The sequence below is a fragment of the Flavobacterium sp. genome (genome assembly GCF_036759525.1).
Classification (GTDB): domain Bacteria; phylum Bacteroidota; class Bacteroidia; order Flavobacteriales; family Flavobacteriaceae; genus Flavobacterium.
In genome coordinates this window covers 187,510-205,712 of sequence record NZ_DAIOUN010000001.1, presented here as the reverse complement: position 1 = coordinate 205,712, position 18,203 = coordinate 187,510, and the positions used below count along the sequence as shown (strand labels likewise).

Annotated in this window: 19 protein-coding genes; 4 read left to right on the top strand and 15 right to left on the bottom strand. The window is 34.7% G+C overall.

The window, feature by feature from the left end; translation table 11 throughout:
- Both V7M80_RS00925 and V7M80_RS00920 read right to left on the bottom strand, forming a co-directional pair.
- A partial coding sequence (locus V7M80_RS00925) for a DEAD/DEAH box helicase (protein WP_442902335.1) occupies positions 1–2,048 on the bottom strand: 2,048 nt, incomplete at its 3' end.
- Positions 2,049–2,093: 45 nt separating this feature from the next.
- Positions 2,094–2,681 (bottom strand): hypothetical protein, encoded by a 588-nt coding sequence (locus tag V7M80_RS00920; protein ID WP_333693363.1) that lies wholly within the window; start codon positions 2,679–2,681, stop codon positions 2,094–2,096.
- Positions 2,682–2,808: 127 nt separating this feature from the next.
- Between V7M80_RS00920 and V7M80_RS00915 the strand changes: the two genes are divergently transcribed.
- Entirely contained in the window at positions 2,809–3,747 is a 939-nt protein-coding gene (locus tag V7M80_RS00915; protein WP_333693361.1) for an L-threonine 3-dehydrogenase, read from the top strand.
- Between the two features lie 59 nt (positions 3,748–3,806).
- Here the strand turns inward: V7M80_RS00915 and V7M80_RS00910 are convergent, their stop codons facing one another.
- From V7M80_RS00910 to recA, 7 genes are all read right to left on the bottom strand, one after another.
- On the bottom strand, positions 3,807–4,388 hold the full coding sequence (locus V7M80_RS00910; RefSeq protein WP_333693360.1) for a hypothetical protein: 582 nt from the start codon (positions 4,386–4,388) through the stop codon (positions 3,807–3,809).
- 18 nt (positions 4,389–4,406) lie between these two features.
- Positions 4,407–4,844 carry a hypothetical protein gene (locus V7M80_RS00905; RefSeq protein ID WP_333693359.1) on the bottom strand — a complete coding sequence of 146 codons (438 nt, stop codon included), beginning with the start codon at positions 4,842–4,844 and terminating at the stop codon, positions 4,407–4,409.
- Positions 4,845–4,914: 70 nt separating this feature from the next.
- Entirely contained in the window at positions 4,915–5,412 is a 498-nt protein-coding gene (locus V7M80_RS00900; RefSeq protein WP_333693357.1) for a nuclear transport factor 2 family protein, read from the bottom strand.
- Positions 5,413–5,510: 98 nt separating this feature from the next.
- Positions 5,511–6,839 (bottom strand): hypothetical protein, encoded by a 1,329-nt coding sequence (locus V7M80_RS00895; RefSeq protein WP_333693356.1) that lies wholly within the window; start codon positions 6,837–6,839, stop codon positions 5,511–5,513.
- Positions 6,836–7,378 carry an RNA polymerase sigma factor gene (locus tag V7M80_RS00890; protein ID WP_333693355.1) on the bottom strand — a complete coding sequence of 181 codons (543 nt, stop codon included), beginning with the start codon at positions 7,376–7,378 and terminating at the stop codon, positions 6,836–6,838. The genes V7M80_RS00895 and V7M80_RS00890 overlap by 4 nt, the downstream gene beginning before the upstream one ends.
- A 14-nt stretch (positions 7,379–7,392) precedes the next feature.
- The gene (locus tag V7M80_RS00885) at positions 7,393–7,803 is read right to left on the bottom strand and encodes a hypothetical protein (protein ID WP_333693353.1); all 411 of its coding nucleotides are present in this window, start codon (positions 7,801–7,803) and stop codon (positions 7,393–7,395) included.
- Positions 7,804–7,894: 91 nt separating this feature from the next.
- Complete coding sequence (gene recA, locus V7M80_RS00880) at positions 7,895–8,896, bottom strand: recombinase RecA (RefSeq protein WP_333693351.1); 1,002 nt, start codon at positions 8,894–8,896, stop codon at positions 7,895–7,897.
- 138 nt (positions 8,897–9,034) lie between these two features.
- Here recA and V7M80_RS00875 point away from each other — a divergent pair, with 138 nt between their 5' ends.
- From V7M80_RS00875 to V7M80_RS00865, 3 genes are read left to right on the top strand one after another with little or no spacing between them, the layout of a single operon-like run.
- On the top strand, positions 9,035–9,769 hold the full coding sequence (locus V7M80_RS00875) for a lysophospholipid acyltransferase family protein (protein ID WP_333693350.1): 735 nt from the start codon (positions 9,035–9,037) through the stop codon (positions 9,767–9,769).
- Between the two features lie 7 nt (positions 9,770–9,776).
- A complete protein-coding gene (locus V7M80_RS00870) occupies positions 9,777–10,766 on the top strand; it encodes an acyl-ACP desaturase (RefSeq protein ID WP_333693349.1) in 990 nt (329 codons plus the stop codon).
- Between the two features lies 1 nt (position 10,767).
- Complete coding sequence (locus tag V7M80_RS00865) at positions 10,768–11,412, top strand: HD domain-containing protein (RefSeq protein ID WP_333693348.1); 645 nt, start codon at positions 10,768–10,770, stop codon at positions 11,410–11,412.
- A gap of 3 nt (positions 11,413–11,415) precedes the next feature.
- Here V7M80_RS00865 and V7M80_RS00860 read toward each other — a convergent pair whose 3' ends face one another.
- Genes V7M80_RS00860 through hemH form a run of 6 tightly spaced genes read right to left on the bottom strand, consistent with a single transcriptional unit; the run spans position 11,416 to position 18,191 of the window.
- Complete coding sequence (locus V7M80_RS00860) at positions 11,416–12,975, bottom strand: hypothetical protein (RefSeq protein ID WP_333693346.1); 1,560 nt, start codon at positions 12,973–12,975, stop codon at positions 11,416–11,418.
- Between the two features lie 27 nt (positions 12,976–13,002).
- Complete coding sequence (locus V7M80_RS00855) at positions 13,003–13,785, bottom strand: enoyl-CoA hydratase/isomerase family protein (protein ID WP_333693345.1); 783 nt, start codon at positions 13,783–13,785, stop codon at positions 13,003–13,005.
- Positions 13,786–13,788: 3 nt separating this feature from the next.
- The gene (locus V7M80_RS00850; protein ID WP_333693344.1) at positions 13,789–15,216 is read right to left on the bottom strand and encodes a sensor histidine kinase; all 1,428 of its coding nucleotides are present in this window, start codon (positions 15,214–15,216) and stop codon (positions 13,789–13,791) included.
- Positions 15,217–15,269: 53 nt separating this feature from the next.
- Entirely contained in the window at positions 15,270–15,812 is a 543-nt protein-coding gene (locus V7M80_RS00845) for a CopD family protein (RefSeq protein ID WP_333693342.1), read from the bottom strand.
- A complete protein-coding gene (locus tag V7M80_RS00840) occupies positions 15,799–17,154 on the bottom strand; it encodes an MATE family efflux transporter (protein WP_333693341.1) in 1,356 nt (451 codons plus the stop codon). Before V7M80_RS00840 ends, V7M80_RS00845 begins: the two co-directional genes overlap by 14 nt.
- The gene (gene hemH / locus V7M80_RS00835) at positions 17,154–18,191 is read right to left on the bottom strand and encodes a ferrochelatase (protein WP_333693340.1); all 1,038 of its coding nucleotides are present in this window, start codon (positions 18,189–18,191) and stop codon (positions 17,154–17,156) included. Before hemH ends, V7M80_RS00840 begins: the two co-directional genes overlap by 1 nt.
- Between the last annotated feature and the right edge of the window lie 12 nt (positions 18,192–18,203).

Sequence of the window (18,203 nt, the reverse complement as noted above, 5' to 3'; positions counted from 1 at the left end):
ACATTCACGCCAAATTTTTGTTCTTCGTCAATGATTAATAAACCTAAATCTTTGAATTTTACGTCTTTGTTAACCAATTGATGGGTTCCAATAATGATATCTACTTTGCCTTCGGCTAAACCTTTTATCGTCTCGGTTTTTTGTTTGGCGGTTCTAAATCGGTTTAAATAGTGAATTGTAACCGGCATATCTTTCAATCGTTCCGAAAACGTTCGGAAATGCTGATAGGCTAAAATTGTTGTAGGAACTAAAACGGCAACCTGTTTTCCGTTATCAACGGCTTTAAATGCGGCACGAATGGCGACTTCCGTTTTCCCAAATCCCACATCACCACACACCAATCGATCCATGGGACGGTCGCGTTCCATGTCGTTTTTTACATCTTGTGTAGCCGTAATTTGGTCCGGCGTATCTTCATAAATAAACGAACTTTCCAATTCTTTTTGCAAATAACTGTCTGGTGCACAAGCAAAACCTTTTTCCAAACGTCTTTTGGCATACAATTGAATCAAATTGAAAGCAATGTGTTTAACACGAGCTTTCGTCTTTTGTTTTAAGGCTTTCCAAGCATTAGAGCCCAATTTGTAAATTTTAGGCGGCGTGCCGTCTTTGCCGTTGTATTTCGAAATTTTGTGAAGTGAATGAATGCTCACATACACAATATCATTATCCGCATAAACCAATTTGATGGCTTCTTGCATTTTGCCTTCCACCTGAATTTTTTGCAAACCGCCAAATTTCCCGATACCGTGGTCAATATGCGTCACATAATCGCCAACCGAAAGTTGGGTTAATTCCTTAAGCGTAATGGTTTGTTTTTTAGAATACCCGTTTTTGATGCTGAATTTATGATACCGTTCAAAAATCTGATGATCGGTATAGCAAGCTAATTGATTTTCCTCGTCAATAAAACCTTGAAAAAGCGGAAAAACAATGGTTTTGTATTGTTTTCGAATGTTTTCGTGATTTTCTTCATCCAAACTTTCAAAAATATCATGAAAGCGATTGGCTTGATTTTCGTTGGAACAAAACAAATAATTTTTGATTCCGTTAAAGTGATTTTCGTTCAAATCATTCAACAATAAATCAAATTGTTTGTTGAATGAAGGTTGTGGTTTGGTATGAAATTCAATTGTTTTTTCGGATTTAAAAACCGATTTCAATCCAATTTCTACTATTGAAAAATCAAGTGCTTTTTTTACAAATGACGATTGATTGATAAAAAGTTCTTCGGGCGAAGCCTGTTTTATTTCATTGGAAAGTTTACCAAAAGCTTCGGTTGCTTTGTCAAATAATTTATCAAATTGATTCAAAACCATTTCCGTTTCCTGAACAAAAAGAACGGTTTTGGGGCTGATGTAATTTAGGAAACTTTCTCTATTTTCTTGTAAAAATTTATTTTCAACATTGGGAATGATGGCAATTTTCTTTTGTTTTTCCAGTGAAAGTTGGGTTTCCACGTCAAACGTTCGGATACTATCTACTTCATTGCCAAAAAATTCAATTCGGTACGGATTGTCATTGGAAAACGAAAATACATCGATGATTCCGCCACGAACGGAAAATTCTCCGGGTTCCGATACAAAATCGACTCGTTTGAAGTTGTATTCAAACAATACTTCGTTGATAAAATCAATCGAAATCTGGTCGGCAACTGCCACTTTCAGCGTGTTTTTATCTAGCTCTTTTCGCGTAACTACTTTTTCAAAAAGAGCTTCCGGATAGGTCACAATAATCGATGGTTTTTTGCGGGAATTGATGCGGTTTAACACTTCGGCCCGAAGCAAAATATTGGCGTTATCGGTTTCTTCAATTTGATAGGGTCGGCGGTACGAACTCGGATAAAACAGCACATCTTGGTCGTTGATGAGGTTTTCTAAATCATTCAAATAATAAGCGGCTTCTTCTTTATCATTAAAAAGCAATAAAAATGGCAATTCCGATTTTTCAAAAAGAGCTTGAACAACAAACGAAAGTGAAGAACCCACCAATCCTTTGATTTGTACTTTTTTTTCGGGAACGGCAATATTTTCTGCCAATTGTATGATTTTAGCAGAAGAATTATAGGCGGAAGAAATATTTGAAACGTTCAACTAGTCTAGATTTTTTGGTTTTTCACGAACGGCTCTGGAAGTGTCTAACATTCGAATCATATCTGCCTCACCTTGCTCTAAAGGGATTTGTTTTTTTCTAGCCCATTCGTTGATTTGTAATTCTATAGAGTTCAATTGAAGGTTAATTTCTTGAATTAAGTCGATTACTTTTTGAGGTGGAATTGTATTCAAGTTTAAATACAACTCCAGAGATTGGAATTTAGTTTGAAGAACAAGAAATCTACTTTTGAATTCGGGAGCACTAAATTCGGCAGGAACACTTTCTAAAAGTTCTTGAGATTTTTTGGTGAGTGTTTTAGATTTTTTTTGAAAAGCACTTAATGAATAGGTAGGTTTTTGGTTTAATTCATTTACAAACAAACGCCATTGTGCCCAATTTTTCAAAAGAATTTCAGCGTCAGTGGAAATAAGTAGGGTTTTAAACCGCCAAGATTCACTAATTTTTTTAAAAACCATATCTTTTTTAGCTTCTTCTTTTTCTTGAAGAACCAATCGTTCCTTGTTGTTATTTTCACAAGAAACGAAACAAAAGAAACCAATAAAAAGAAAAATGAGATGTCTTTTCATGTACTGAAATTTAGTTGTAAAAATACAAAGGTAATTTGAATCTTGCTTTATTGCGTTAAAGCTTTCCAAAAATCTACTTATACAACAGATACGAAAACGTTATATTTGTACCATCAAAATACAACACATGAATACGAAAATTTTAATTATTGGTGCCTGCGGACAAATAGGTACAGAATTGACCCACCGTTTACGGAAAATGTATGGAGTAGAGAATGTTATTGCTTCCGATATTCGAAAGTTGAACAATGAAGTGGTAAACGAAGGGATTTTTGAAGTGCTTAATGCTTTAGATTTCAATCAAATTGAACATATAATAGAGCAATATCAGGTGGAGGAAGTCTATTTGATGGCGGCTTTATTATCGGCAACAGCCGAAAAAAATCCGGCATTTGCTTGGGATTTGAATATGAATTCCCTTTTTCATGTGTTGAATTTAGCGAAAGCCGGAAAAATTAAAAAAATATTTTGGCCCTCTAGCATAGCGGTTTTTGGTCCAACTACGCCTCGAGAAAACACACCGCAATATACCATTATGGAACCAACAACGGTATACGGAATTTCTAAACAAGCGGGAGAAAGATGGTGTGAATATTACCACACTATTTTTGGTGTTGATGTAAGAAGTGTAAGGTATCCGGGATTAATCAGTTGGTCCACTCCACCGGGAGGAGGGACTACAGATTATGCCGTTGATATTTACCACAAAGCCTTGAGTGAGGGTAAGTTTGAATGTTTTTTGTCTGAAGATACGCGTTTACCTATGATGTATATGGATGATGCCATTCGTGCCACTATCGAAATAATGCAAGCTCCTTCGGAAAATATTAAAATTCGTTCGTCTTATAATTTGTCGGGAGTGAGTTTTACTCCAAAAGAAATTGCTGCAGAAATTAAAAAGCATATTCCTGATTTTACCATTTCATACAAACCGGATTTCCGTCAGAAGATTGCTGATAGCTGGCCGGGATCAATAGATGATTCTCAGGCTCGTAGAGATTGGAATTGGAAACACCATTATGAAATGGATTCCATGACACTTGAAATGTTGGAAAACCTTAAATAAAAAAAGCCCCGAAGATTTTTTTTTCGGGGCTTTTTTATTTTTAGAATGGCTTTTAACATTTATTCTTGAACTATTGGAGCTCTTAAAGATTCTAATACCGTAACAACTTCTCCTATTAAGACGGGGTCTGTAACACCGTTAAGTCCGGCTGCGGCACCAACATAGCCAATAAATTTATCATAATCGGCATTGTTTGCTTTTACTCCCATTCTTGGATTTTGAGCCGGATCATGAGCGGCTACCATGCCCAAGCCTGTGTAGGTATTAGTGGCACCACCTCCTGTATTAGCAGCAAAAAAATCGGTTAGGTTTTTACTCAAAACCGCAACATTTGTTGCGTTTCCACTGGAAACTTCGGCTACAATAGGAGCAAAATGAGCTCCGAGATTTCCTTGTGAGCCAGCCACAATGTCGGCCACAATCAGGGTTATCGTACTATCTACAACAGAGCGGTAGGAAAGTCTACCTTGTTCAATCAATTGGTTTGGATTGTTAGGGTCTTGAACTTTGTTAAATCCTCCAAGTTTTTCATAAAGAGATAATTCAGTTGGAGTTGATTTGTCATCATCACTACAAGAATAAAGTGTTATTCCGGCAGATAAACATAGAAAGAGAACAGACATTTTGGTTGCATTTTTCATAACAGATTTTATTAAAGGTTAATTAAAAAGTCGTTGAATTCCTCTTGAAAATTTGTATCCAAAGCTATTGGTATTCATAGCCGGACAAACTTTTTTAGAAGCGATTTCCTGTGATACAGTAAAGGGTTGTGCTTTATAGTCTCCTAGTGAAGACAATTGATTGAAAACCCCCTCGGCATTCACTACACGATTGTCGTGAAAGTAAACAACGATTCCTTTTTCGGAGAAAATTTTAATGTTTTTTACACCGTTTATCGATTTAAGATTGCGATGAACTTCTTTGGTTTTAATAGAGTCTAAAGGAGTTTCAAAATCGATACGACTAATTTGAAGGGTTGCATTATCAATTTCAACCGGCTCAACGGTTGCAATATGTACAACCAAAACGATAAAAAGAAAGAGAACAATTCCGAAGAATGTACCCAAGAGCATTTTAACCTTTCTATTGATTTTCATAACTAAGAATTTTTGAGTTTGTTCTTCTTAGATACGAGAAAACAGATAGATTGGTTTTATTTACGAATTATTATTTTGATTTTAATTTTTGAATGAAGATACTTTCAAGAGAATCTTTGGTAACTATAACGTCTTTTGCTTTTTCATTTGGTATAGTCATGGAAAGAACATAATGTTTTATTTTCCAGGTTCCGTTTACTTTTTCCAAAACTCCAGAGCCTCTGCAAATCTTAAAAGAGGTATCAAGTAGTTCGTCAAACCAAGCTATTTTTTGGTTTTTATCGGTATAAACATTTCTTTCCAAAGAATGAAATGTCCAGGCTTTACCTTTATCAAAATGGGGTTTTGAATAAATTTCAAACTCTTTTTTGTTCCAATTTTCACTAGCGTCAGTTCCAATAAAAACGGCGTCGTCTGTCATGAGATTAAAATAGGTCTCAAAATCAGCATCAGCTGCAGCTTTATGCCATTGATTTATGCAGAGGTTTATGTTTTTTAGCTCTTGTTCAGAATTGGATTTACATGAAAAAATCAAAACAATTAAAGCGAGGAGTACTACTTTTTTCATAGGTTGAAATTTGGTTGAAAGATACAAAAAAGAGCACTTTTCGTGCTCTTTTTACAGTTATTGTTGATGGCATAACAATAACAAACTTAACTAAAATTTTAAAAACGATAACTTATTCCCGAGTAAAGCCCAATGAAATAAGGTCGGAAACCACCGTCATTACGACTAAATGGATTGATTTGATATTTAAGAGTGGGTTCAAAAGTAGCTCTAAAAGAACGGTTAAATTGATAGTGCATACCTAAGCCCAAATTGGATGTAAAGTGAATAGTATTTAGATTGTTGGCCTTTCCTAAAGCGGCAGAAAAGCCATCTGAAATAACTAAAATTTCGTTATTTTGGAGAAATAAAGTGCTTAACCCGCTTATAACTTGAACGCCAAATTTTTGATCTAAAATCTGATATGAAATTTCAAGAGGAACTTCTAAATAGCCAATTCGTTGCTCAAGAGAACCTTCTAAAGTTGTATTTATACTGGAAAAGTTGGCCACTGCATCTTGAACAATAATAGTAGCTCCTTGTGTATTGTAGTTTACGGTAGACATGAGTCGGGAATCTAAACCCGGGTAAAAAGCTATATTATTGGTTAAATAATCAAAATTGATTTGATGCAATCCGGATCTGATTTTCAGTTTAGGACTTATTTCGTAGGCAATACCAATTCCAACAGAAGTGGTGTTTTTTAATTCTTTGGGGTTGTTGTTAAATTCAGAATCAATAGGAGAACCGTTGGAAGACGAACCTAAATAAACATGAGCAAATGATGGAGTCACATGCCATCTGTTTGATTTAGATTCGGTCTTTGGTTTTTCTTCTTTTTCATTTGTATTTAGCAATTCTTCCAACGTAATCGGTTTGTTTTGTTTTTCAGTTGTTGTAACTAGATTTTGGGATGAATCTGATTTTGAAGGGGAATCAGAAAATACCATAAGTTCAAACGGTTTTGTATTTAAAGGTTTTTCATTTTTTTCTGAGAATACGTCTTTGTTATCGGCTAGTTGGGTTTGATTTGGTTTGAATTTATTTTGTTTTGAATCGGATTTTGTAGAGTCGGATTTTGTATTGATTGGTTTTGAGAAAACAAAATTGGATTCTTTGGCGTTATTTTGAGTAAAAGAATCTATTGATGTATTTGAATTTTTCGAGTTTTCAGAGGGTGCAATTACGATGTTGTTTGTCTCTATATTTAAGGGCTCTTTCGAGTTCTCTTTTGAAAAACTATCATTTTGAGCGGCATAAAAAACAAGCCCTCCTATGATTAATACTGCGGCAATTTCCGAAAACCACCACCATAGGGGAATTACCCTTCTTTTCTTTTTCTGATTGAGTTCTTTTTCCAGTCTAGTCCATGATTCCAAAGGCGGTACAACCTCAAAATCTTTGAATTGTTCTTGAAAAAGGCGATCTATATTTTTAGGTTCTTTCATTGGGCTTCAATTCTATTGAATGAATTTTTAGCTTCTATTTTTTCTTTTAAAATAGCTCGGGCTCTCGATAAATTAGATTTTGATGTGCCTTCCGAGATTTGTAACATTTGAGCTATTTCTTTATGCGAATAATTATCTAATACATATAAATTGAAAACCAAGCGGTATCTATCGGGTAATTCTTGAATTACTTTGGTTAAAAAAACAAGATCAACTTCTTCGGTATCAATTTCAATTTCTGCAGGGGTTTGATGTTTTTCAGAAATAATTTCAAAAACAACTTGGCCTCTGTATTTCTGAAGAATATTATTTAAAACCACTTTTTTGGCCCATCCTTCAAAAGAGCCTTTTCCTTCAAATTTATGAATCTTATCAAAAATCAATAAGAATCCGTCATGTAAATTATCTTGTGCTTCAGTATAATTTTTGGAATATTTAATACATAAAGCAAATAATTTTGGCGATAATAACCGATACAATTGTTCTTGTGCTTTTTGGTTGCCTTTTTTGCATTCGCTAATGAGAGACTCTAAACCCACAAGACTTTTTTGTATTAGTTATTAGTTACCGGTATATCAATATAATCGTAAATAGGATTTCCTTCATCATCTGTTCCTTTGTAAAAGCGAAAAGTATAGGTTTCCAAATTGGATACAAAAAACTGAAATGAAGTTTCATAAATTTCGCCTTGAGATTCTACACAATCGTTTCGATCGTAAACAATACTTTGAATGGCAACCGTACGCATATTGAAATAACGGTCAAAATAAATGCCTCCCAAAGCATGACAGTCATTGGGTCTTTTGTAGAATAATTTTATTTCATAAGTGTTTTGAAAAACAAAACTTTCCGGAATAGTATAATATTCTACGGGTAAAATTTCAAAATGTTGTTTGGGTAAATCCTCCGGAGTACAAGCCGAGAAAAAGAGGGTTACCACAATTAAGTACACTAATTTTTTCATTTTGGGTATTCGTATTTTACAAAAGATGCAAAACCAGGACTAAGGTTGCGTTTAAAATAAAAAAAAACCCGATAATTTCGGGTTTTTTTATTTATTCGGCATCTTTGATGCGTTCTTTGATTTTGATTTCCAATTCTTCTGCCAATTCAGGATTGTCTTTAATCAATGCTTTAACAGCATCTCTACCTTGTCCTAGTTTGGTTTCACCATAGCTAAACCACGAACCAGATTTTTTTATGATTTCAAATTCAACAGCCAAATCTAAGATCTCACCGGTTTTGGAAACTCCTTCTCCATACATAATGTCAAATTCGGCCGTTTTAAACGGTGGAGCTACCTTGTTTTTTACCACTTTTACTTTGGTTCGGTTTCCTATTACGTTTTCACCGTCTTTAATTTGCGTTGCTCTTCTTATATCTAAACGCACAGAAGCATAAAATTTTAACGCATTACCCCCGGTTGTTGTTTCAGGATTACCAAACATTACACCAATTTTTTCACGTAACTGGTTGATAAAAAACACAGTACAGTGGGTTTTGCTGATAGTTGCCGTTAGTTTTCTTAAAGCTTGTGACATCAAACGAGCGTGTAATCCCATTTTGGAATCGCCCATCTCTCCTTCAATCTCACTTTTGGGAGTTAATGCAGCAACCGAGTCAATAACCACAACATCAATAGCTCCTGAGCGAATTAAATTTTCGGCAATTTCCAAAGCTTGTTCCCCGTTGTCCGGTTGCGATATAATTAGGTTTTCTATATCTACCCCCAGTTTTTCGGCATAATGACGGTCAAAAGCATGCTCTGCATCAATAAAAGCGGCAATTCCACCGGCTTTTTGAGCTTCGGCAATAGCATGAAGTGTAAGTGTAGTTTTACCCGACGACTCCGGACCATATATTTCTATTATTCTTCCTTTTGGATAACCGTTTACTCCTAAAGCAAGATCTAATCCTAAAGACCCTGAAGAAATAGTTTCTACTTCTTCAATGGCTTTATCTCCCATTTTCATTACAGTACCTTTGCCATAGGTTTTGTCTAGTTTGTCTAGTGTTAATTGAAGGGCTTTTAATTTGGCTTCTTTTTCTGAACTCATAATATAATGGCTTTATTTTTTTTTGATTACATTTTGTAAAAGTACTTTTTTTGGCAAACAAATAAAATTATTTTTTAAGTAAAAATGAACAGTCGAAGTGATTTCTATTGCGTATTTTTGCTTTTAATTCTTTTAGAGATGATGAAATTGATTTCGTACCCCGTTTCTGTTGTGTATTACCTTACTTTTGGAATGCTTTTGTGTTTTTTTCATCCAATTCAATGGTTCTGTTTCAACATTTTGGGGTATCAAGCTCACAAGAAAAGTGTTGACTATTTAAACTTTTGCTTGGTTAGAAGCACTCATTTGTTAGGAACGACGTACGATTTTCAAAACCGTGAAAAATTACCTAAAAATGTACCGCTTATTATTGTAGCTAATCATCAGAGTTTGTATGATATTCCACCCATTATTTGGTTTATGCGACGATGGCATCCCAAATTTATCAGTAAAAAAGAATTGGGCAAAGGCATACCAAGTGTTTCCTATAATTTAAGACACGGTGGTTCGGTTTTAATTGACAGAAAAGACCCTAAACAAGCTTTACCGGCTATCAAAGAAATGGCTGAATATATTGAAAAGCACAAACGTTCTACAGTCATTTTTCCCGAAGGAACCCGAAGCAAGACCGGTACTCCAAAAAAGTTCTCAGAAAACGGATTGAAGATTTTGTGTAAATATGCTCCCTCAGCTTATATAGTTCCAATATCAATTAATAATTCTTGGAAAATGGTTCGTTTTGGTCAATTCCCGATGGGATTGGGGAATAGATTAACTTTTACCATTCAAGAACCTTTTCCTGTAAAAGGGAATTCGTTTGAAGATATAATGCAAAAAACAGAAAATGCCGTGGTAAGCGGAATTAAAAATTAAAAAATTTATGTCAATTAAAAACATTCGTTTAGAAGTAATGCAATTATTGGAAAAGAAAGTAGATTCATTTATGAACGACTTTTTGATTCCGGTAGAAAAAATATGGCAACCCTCAGATTTATTACCGGATTCTGAAAAAGAAACTTTTTTTGAAGATGTAACGGAGTTGCGTGAAATTGCGAAAGAACTTCCGTATGATTTTTGGGTAGTTTTAGTAGGTGATACCATTACAGAAGAAGCTTTGCCAACCTATGAATCTTGGTTAACCGAAGTGGAAGGTGTAGATAGCGAAAGCCGAAATGGCTGGTCTAAATGGGTCAAACATTGGACAGGTGAAGAAAACCGTCATGGTGATGTGTTGAACAAATATCTCTACTTATCCGGACGAGTAAATATGCGTGAAATTGAAATGACTACCCAACATTTGATAAACGATGGTTTTGATATTGGCACAGGGAAAGACCCCTACAAGAACTTTGTTTATACTAGTTTTCAAGAGTTGGCCACTTATATTTCTCACAATCGCGTTTCGCAAATAGCCAAAAAATTTGGTGATAAAAAGTTGTCTAAAATGTGTAAACTGATTGCGGGTGACGAAATGCGTCATCATCATGCGTACAGCGAGTTTATCAATCAAATTTTTAAAGTTGATCCTAGTGAAATGATGTTGGCTTTTCAGTACATGATGAAGCAAAAAATTGTAATGCCTGCTCATTTTTTACGTGAATCGGGTCAAAAAATCAGTTCGGCATTTGAACAATTTTCAGATTCGGCTCAGCGAATTGGGGTTTATACGGCAGCTGATTATGTAGATATTCTTCAAAAACTTATAGATAAGTGGGAAATTGATAAGCTAAACGGTTTAACAGACGAAGCCGAAAAAGCAAGAGAGTATTTAATGAAACTTCCCGCTCGAATGGCTAAAATTTCAGAACGATTGGTGATTCCGGAAACGGGTCATGTGTTTAAATGGGTGCAACCGGCTTTAGTGAAATAAAATGAATCTCATAGACAAAACCATTCTTTTTGTTAAACACCAACTTCAAAACGCTGAAGGAGGACATGATTGGTTTCATATTGAGCGGGTTTATAAAAATGCAGTTTTGATTGCACAAGAGGAAAATTGCAATCTTACTGTTGTAAAATTAGGGGCGTTATTTCACGATATAGCCGATTCAAAATTTCACGAAGGTGATGAAGAAATTGGGCCGAAAACGGCTCGAAATTTTTTAGAAAGCGAAAATGTGTCCGAGGAAATCATTGAGCATGTAGTGCAAATTATCAAAAATATTTCATTCAAAGGTGGAAATTTTGAGAGAACCTTTTCCTCTAAAGAATTAGAAATTGTGCAAGATGCCGACAGACTGGATGCGTTGGGAGCCATTGGAATTGCAAGAACATTTAATTATGGGGGTTTTAAAAACCGAGCGATTTACAATCCTTCTATCGCACCAAGACTCAACATGAGCAAAGAAGAATATAAAATAAGTGATTCGCCAACACTGAATCACTTTTATGAAAAATTATTGCTTTTAAAAGATAAAATGAATACCGAAACCGGAAAAAAATTAGCTCAAGAACGTCACCGTTTTATGGAAACATTCTTGAGCCAATTTTATGCGGAATGGGAGGGGGAGAAGTAATTATTATTTTAATGAAATTTTTAATATTTGTTTTTTCTTTCCTTTCCGGCCTATAAAGTAAATATTATCACCTGAGATGGCTCCATCAGAAACCATAAATGGGACTTCACTATCTTTATCATCTAAAATTTCTTTATAATCAAAATCACCATTATTATTGACTTTAATGATGTTTAAATTTGATTTTTTTGCAGAAGTTTGACCAAATTGAATTCGGTCATTGCTCAATTTTTTTACTTTTTCTCCTGTATTAATGAATATATAGGAGTCTTCACCTTTGACAGTTGAGGTGTATGAAATATAATCATCTTCTCCTCTAGTTGATTGTCTTTTGTTTATATTTCTTGCCCAAACAATGCTTCCGCTTTGGTCAAGCTTTACCGTTACAATATCATCGTAGTGGTAAATGTAATAACTATGAACACCACCGTTTTGAGAATTTACCTGATGAGTGGTAATATAATATTCTTCTGCATTGAATATTATTTCATTTTTATTGTTGATTAGAATTTTTCTGAAAGACAGGTTTTTAAGCTCTTTATCTTTGCTTTTTCCATATTTGTCAATTATGAATTGTTCTGTAAAAGGATTGTACTTAGCTTTTTTAATTTCTAATGAAGATGGATCTAATTCAAAATAAACAACTCCTTTAAATCTTGAATCTTTTCTATCAGAATAAAAACCAACACAAGCTAATCGGTCTTCAAAAATGATTGTCTTAAGTGAAGCTGCAAAATGTTCCTCGGTATCAAAAACTTGAGTTTTTTCACTGTTTTTTGTAATTTTTGTTAACTCATATTGATACCTACCGCCCTCTTTTTTCTTCTTTTTTTCATCTGTTTTTACTTTTCCCAGCAAATAGAGAGTGTTTCCATCTTTAGAGACATCAATGTTTTCATATTTGAATTTTTTGTCTTTTACATCTCTCTTGAAAACATGTTCAAATTTTTGATTTAAACCATCATCAAATAAGTAAATTTTGTGGGTTTCTGTATTTTTATCTACAATATCAACGGTTATAGCAAATGCATTTCTATCCTCGTTAATAATCATTTGGGCTCCAGAATCATTATCGAAACCACTTGATGAACCAAAGAAGCTAAACTGTTTTATTTCTTCACTTTTTATTCGGAATAATTCTTTTCTGTTGAATTTAAAATCAGCAATTTTACCTGTTAATGCTGAACATATAAAAGCTTTATCTTTTTTATTGTATAAAAAATTGATCAAGTGAATTTCATCATCTTTTTTTATCAATCCTAAAACGGAAGAATATTTTTCATCATCAGAATACTTCATCTCCATTTCATATTCCTTGATTAATTTTAAATTGGAATCATAATGTTCAAAGTAATATCCGCTTCCAGAAGAAAATACACCGCCATAATAGGAACGTACTACCAACACACCATCTACACCATCATCTTCAACAAGAATAATTTTAGAATTTTTATACTCATCTTTAAAAACAGCACTCTGTTTCACATCACAAGGAATATTTTGAGAAAAGTGTTTTATTGATATAAAACAGGCAAACACTAGAAAGATTATCTTTTTTTTCATGGAATCATTGATTATGGGTTAAAAATATTAGTTCCCTTTAAACTCAGCTTTTCTTTTCTCTAAAAAAGCCGTTGTTCCTTCTTTAAAATCAGCAGTTCCAAATGATTTTCCGAAGTTTTTAATTTCTATTTCATAACCATTTACACCATCTTTGAAATTAGCATTCACCGCAGCTATTGCATTGGAAATGGCAACAGGAGAATTTTTAGCAATTTTGGAGGCTATTCCTTTAGCAAATTCGATTAATTCCGCTTGGGGAACTACATGATTCACTAAGCCGTAATTTTTAGCGGTTTCGGCATCAATCATGGCGGCACTCATAATCATTTCCATGGCACGCCCTTTTCCAACGAGTTGAGGTAAACGTTGTGTTCCCCCGTAACCGGGAATTACGCCTAATGTAACTTCCGGTAAACCCATTTTGGCATTATCGGAGGCAATTCTGAAATGAGCAGACATGGCTAATTCCAATCCGCCACCCAATGCAAAACCATTTACAGCAGCTATTACCGGTGTGGATAAATTTTCAACAAAATCAAACAATAATTCTTGTCCTTTTGCGGCTAATTTTCCACCTTCTTCTTCGGAAAAATGGGCAAATTCCGAAATATCGGCTCCGGCAACAAAGGCTTTTTCGCCACTTCCGGTGATGATAATAACTCGAGTGGATTTGTCGTTGTCTTCGGCTTTAAATGCCAAGTGTAGTTCTTCTATAGTAGCTTTGTTTAATGCATTTAATTTTGTTGGACGATTGATAGTTATAATTGAGATTTCGTCATTTTTTTCAATGGTTATGTTTTCGTAATTCATGGATTATTGGTTATGAAGGTTAGTCTGGTTAGGTAGGGTTACGGTAAAAGTAGTTCCTCTATTTTGTTCTGATTCAAAAGTAATTGTGCCGTTGTAATTCTCAATAATTTTTTTGATAATTCCCAATCCCAGACCCATTCCACTTGATTTGGTTGTAAATTTAGGTTCAAAGATTTGAGCTTTATTTTCGTTAGAAATTCCAATTCCGTTATCGGTAACTTTAATTTGTACATGTTGCGATATTTGGCTTAAATGCACTTCAATTCTCGGGTTTGACAAAGAGGATTCAACCGCTTGAATGGCGTTTTTTACCAAATTGGTAATTATACGAATGAGTTGAGTTCTATCCATGTAAATCAAAATTTCCTGAGAATCACTTTCAAAGAAAATGAAATTTTCATTAAAAATCTCAAGTGCCAATTGAATAATTTTCACACAATCAATTTGTTCGTTTTGTTGAGCCGGCATCGAAGCAAAATTTGAAAACGCATTGGCCACAGAACTCATAGTGTCTATTTGTTGTAAAATTGTTTTGGTATAATCGTCTAGTTTTTGTGAAATTTCCGGATCATTTGGATTAAATTTTCGCTGAAAGCTTTGCACCGTTAGCCGCATTGGGGTTAATGGATTTTTTATTTCGTGGGCTACTTGTTTGGCCATTTCTCGCCAGGCTTCCTCTCTTTCACTTTGAGCCAACTTGACAGCACTTTCCTCTAATTGATCTACCATATTGTTATAGGCCTCTATCAAAAGTTCAATTTCACGGCTACTAGCTTCCAGTTCTATTTTTTTATTGTTCTTGGATAAATGGGTTTCGGTGAGTTTGTCTGAGATGGTTTTTAGTGATTTTGTAATGTACTGTGAAAGGAAATAAGCAATAAAACCGGATAGCACCAACATAAACAGATACACTTGTCCAAAACGAATTAAAAATTTGCGAAGTTCTCTTTCATAATATCCATCATCTTCAATGTAAGGCAAATTGAGTATAGCCAAGGGCTTGAATTGCGTGTCTTTGATTTCGCTAAAAGAGGACAAATGTTTGATTCCGTCAATTTCTTTGACTTCTACATATCTTTTGTCAATACTTGACTCGATAATTTTGATAACAAATTCATCTATAGGTTTCGGATTGTTATCAACCGCAAAAGATGCTTTTGATGACTTTAAAAGATTTCCTTTTAGATCGTAAAAACTTATCTGAAGGCTATGAATATCCGCCATTTCATATATTTTGTCTTTAAATATAAGTGGGATATTTTCGGTGGTTAACGGATAAGTTGTGGTATTTAAAACGTAGGCAATATGTTCTTTAATTGCATTTTCTTTACGTTCTAACCGCTCTTCGTGATAAATCTTGGCTTCTCTTCTAAATTGAAAAATGGATACCGATGCAATCAATACGGATGAAATAATGGTTAGAAAAATCATTGAAATGAAAATTCTAGTTCGTAGTGATAGTTTTTTTATTTTAAGTAAGGGCATCAATTTTTTCGTTCTCTGTAATTTTTGTAGAATTTATATCCCAATAGAATTAGTATCGAAAAAAGAAATATTCCAATAACTCCATAAATCCAATTCACAGCATTTTTTAATAGTACCAAAAAGACCACCGCAAAAAGAATCAAGGTAGCTCCTTCATTCCATAACCTGTAAAAGTTAGAACTATTCTTTACAATATTTGACTGTAAGTCTTTGAAAATAAAATGACATTTGAGATGGTAAGCATAGAGTAATAGCACAAATCCGAGTTTTACCCACATCCAATCTTGTTGTAACCAAGCCGGAACAAGATACAATAGCACAAAAGCAAAGATACTGGCCAAAATAGCACTAGGCCAAGTTATAATGTACCACAGCCGGTATTGCATGATTTGGTATTGTTGAATCAAAATACTTTGTTCGGGTTCTGGTTTTGTTTGGGCTTCTGCATGGTAGACAAACAATCTAACGATATAAAAAAGTCCGGCAAACCAAGTAATTACAAATATTAAATGTAAGGCTTTTATATAATTATAGAATTCCATCTGTTTTTTCAATTAATTTCGTTGTCATTTCTTTTCTCAAAAAGTAAGCCGTAATTAATGTAGCCAATACATCAGAAATGGGGAAGGCTACCCATACTCCAAAAATACCAAAATAATTTGGTAAAAGGAGAACAAGCGGAATAAGAAAAAAACCTTGCTTGGTAAGTGTGAGTAACAAAGCCGGAATGGCTTTCCCTGCCGCTTGAAAGTAGGCGGCTCCAATAAGTTGTAAAGCAATAATTGGTGTAGCCGCAAAAACCCATCGCATTGCACTTGGGGTTTCGTTTATAACATTTAGGTCATTGGTGAATACAGATACAATAGGTTTGGCAAAAATTAAAATCAGAAGAAAAATAAAAGTAGCCAATACAGCCGCATACTTAATTGAAATAGAAATGGTTTCTTTAACTCTATTGAAGTTTTCTGCCCCATAATTGTATCCGGCTATGGGTAAAAATCCGTGAGTTATACCCAAAATAGGAAACAAAGCAAACATCAACATTCTGCTAATTATGCCATAAACCACAACCGAGTGTTCTCCGCCGTAAACAAATAAGGTATGATTGACAATAATGGCCAAAATACTCACGACTCCCTGACGGGAAAAGGTTACCAATCCTAAAGAAGAAATTTCTCTAACCAAAGGGAAGTCAAATTTATAGTGATGAGCAGAGGGTTTTAATTCGCTTTTTTTGATAAAAAACCAAAGTATAAAAACAAAACACATGAAGTAAGAAATGGTTGTAGCCAAAGCGGCTCCAAACATCCCCAAATTCATGAATTTGATAAAAACGATGTCAAGAAAGATATTGCCAAAGGCCGGTATAATCATGGCCATCATCGCAAATTTTGCCTTCCCTTCGGCACGAATCACATTGTTGCCCATCATGCAGAGGGCTAAAAAAGGAACACCGATTAATACCGGAAAGAAGAATTCCTTTGCCGGATTCATGATTTCTCCATTGGCCCCAAAAAGAAGTAAAATTTGGTCTGAAAAAACAAAGCCGATTAGTACAAAAAACAAAGCCAAAGCTAAGGTCATAACAATTTGGTTCCCAAAAGTTTGATAGGCTTTTTCTTTGTCATGGGCTCCCAAAGCTCTGGAAATGATAGAACTACCCCCAATGCCTATAGCCATTCCCAAAGACGAAATTAAAAAAGTAATAGGAAGTACAACTGTAACAGCAGCAATGGCCAAAGAACCAATCCATTGACCTACAAAAATGGTGTCGACTAAAATATTAATCGACATAAATAAAATTCCTATTGACGCCGGAACCGCTTGTTTAATTAACAGTTGCTTGATGTTGTCTGTACCTAATGCTCCTGAAGATTGTGCCATTAATTTGCGTTTTCCGTTTGGGCAAAAGCCCATTGATCAATCCATCGACTTAAGGTTTTTACCCAATCTTCTCTATCATTTAAACACGGAATGGATAAGAATGCTTCTCCGCCGTTTTCTTTAAAACTATGTGCGGCTTCCATGCCAATCTCTTCTAATGTTTCCAAACAATCACTCACAAAAGCCGGAGTAACAACGGCAAGTTTTTTTATGCCTTTTTGAGCCAAACCGTCAATAGTTGCGTCTGTGTAAGGTTGCAACCAAGGATCACGACCTAATCTCGACTGAAAAGAGGTGCTGTACTTTCCTTCTTCTAAGTTCAAAAATGCAGCAACTTGACGAGTGGTTTCGTAACATTGGTGACGATAACAGTAGGCATGAGCTTCAGAAGGTGTTTGACAACAGGAACCATCTATTGCACAATGACTTTTTGTAATATCCGATTTTTTTATGTGTCTTTCCGGCACACCATGATATGAAAACAACAAATAATCAGGTTGGAAAGCCGTCAACGATTCTTGAATCGAATTTGATAAATCACGAACATAATCCGGTTGGTTATAAAAAGCCGGGACGATTGTAAAATTCATATCCGGAAATTGTTCCTTTCTTATTTTTTCGGCTAAAACCAGAATAGTTTCTGTTGTAGCCATGGCAAATTGTGGATATAATGGCACCAATAAAACTTCTTTGATTCCTTGATTGTAGAGGTTTTTTAATCCGGTTTCAATACTGGGATTTCCATATCGCATGGCTAATTCAAGCGGAACACTTACTTGCTTTTGAATTTTATCTTGTAATCTTTTGGAAAGTACAATTAAAGGTGAACCTTCTTCCCACCAAATCTTTTTATAAGCTTTTGCCGATTTTTTGGGACGTGTATTCAATATTATTCCTCTTACCAAAAGCACTCGCAACAGATAGGGAACATCAATCACGCGTTCGTCCATCAAAAACTCATCTAAATACTTGCGAACATCTTTGGGTTCAGGGCTATCCGGCGACCCGAGATTAACTAATAATACTCCTTTTTTCATTTTTTTATAGCG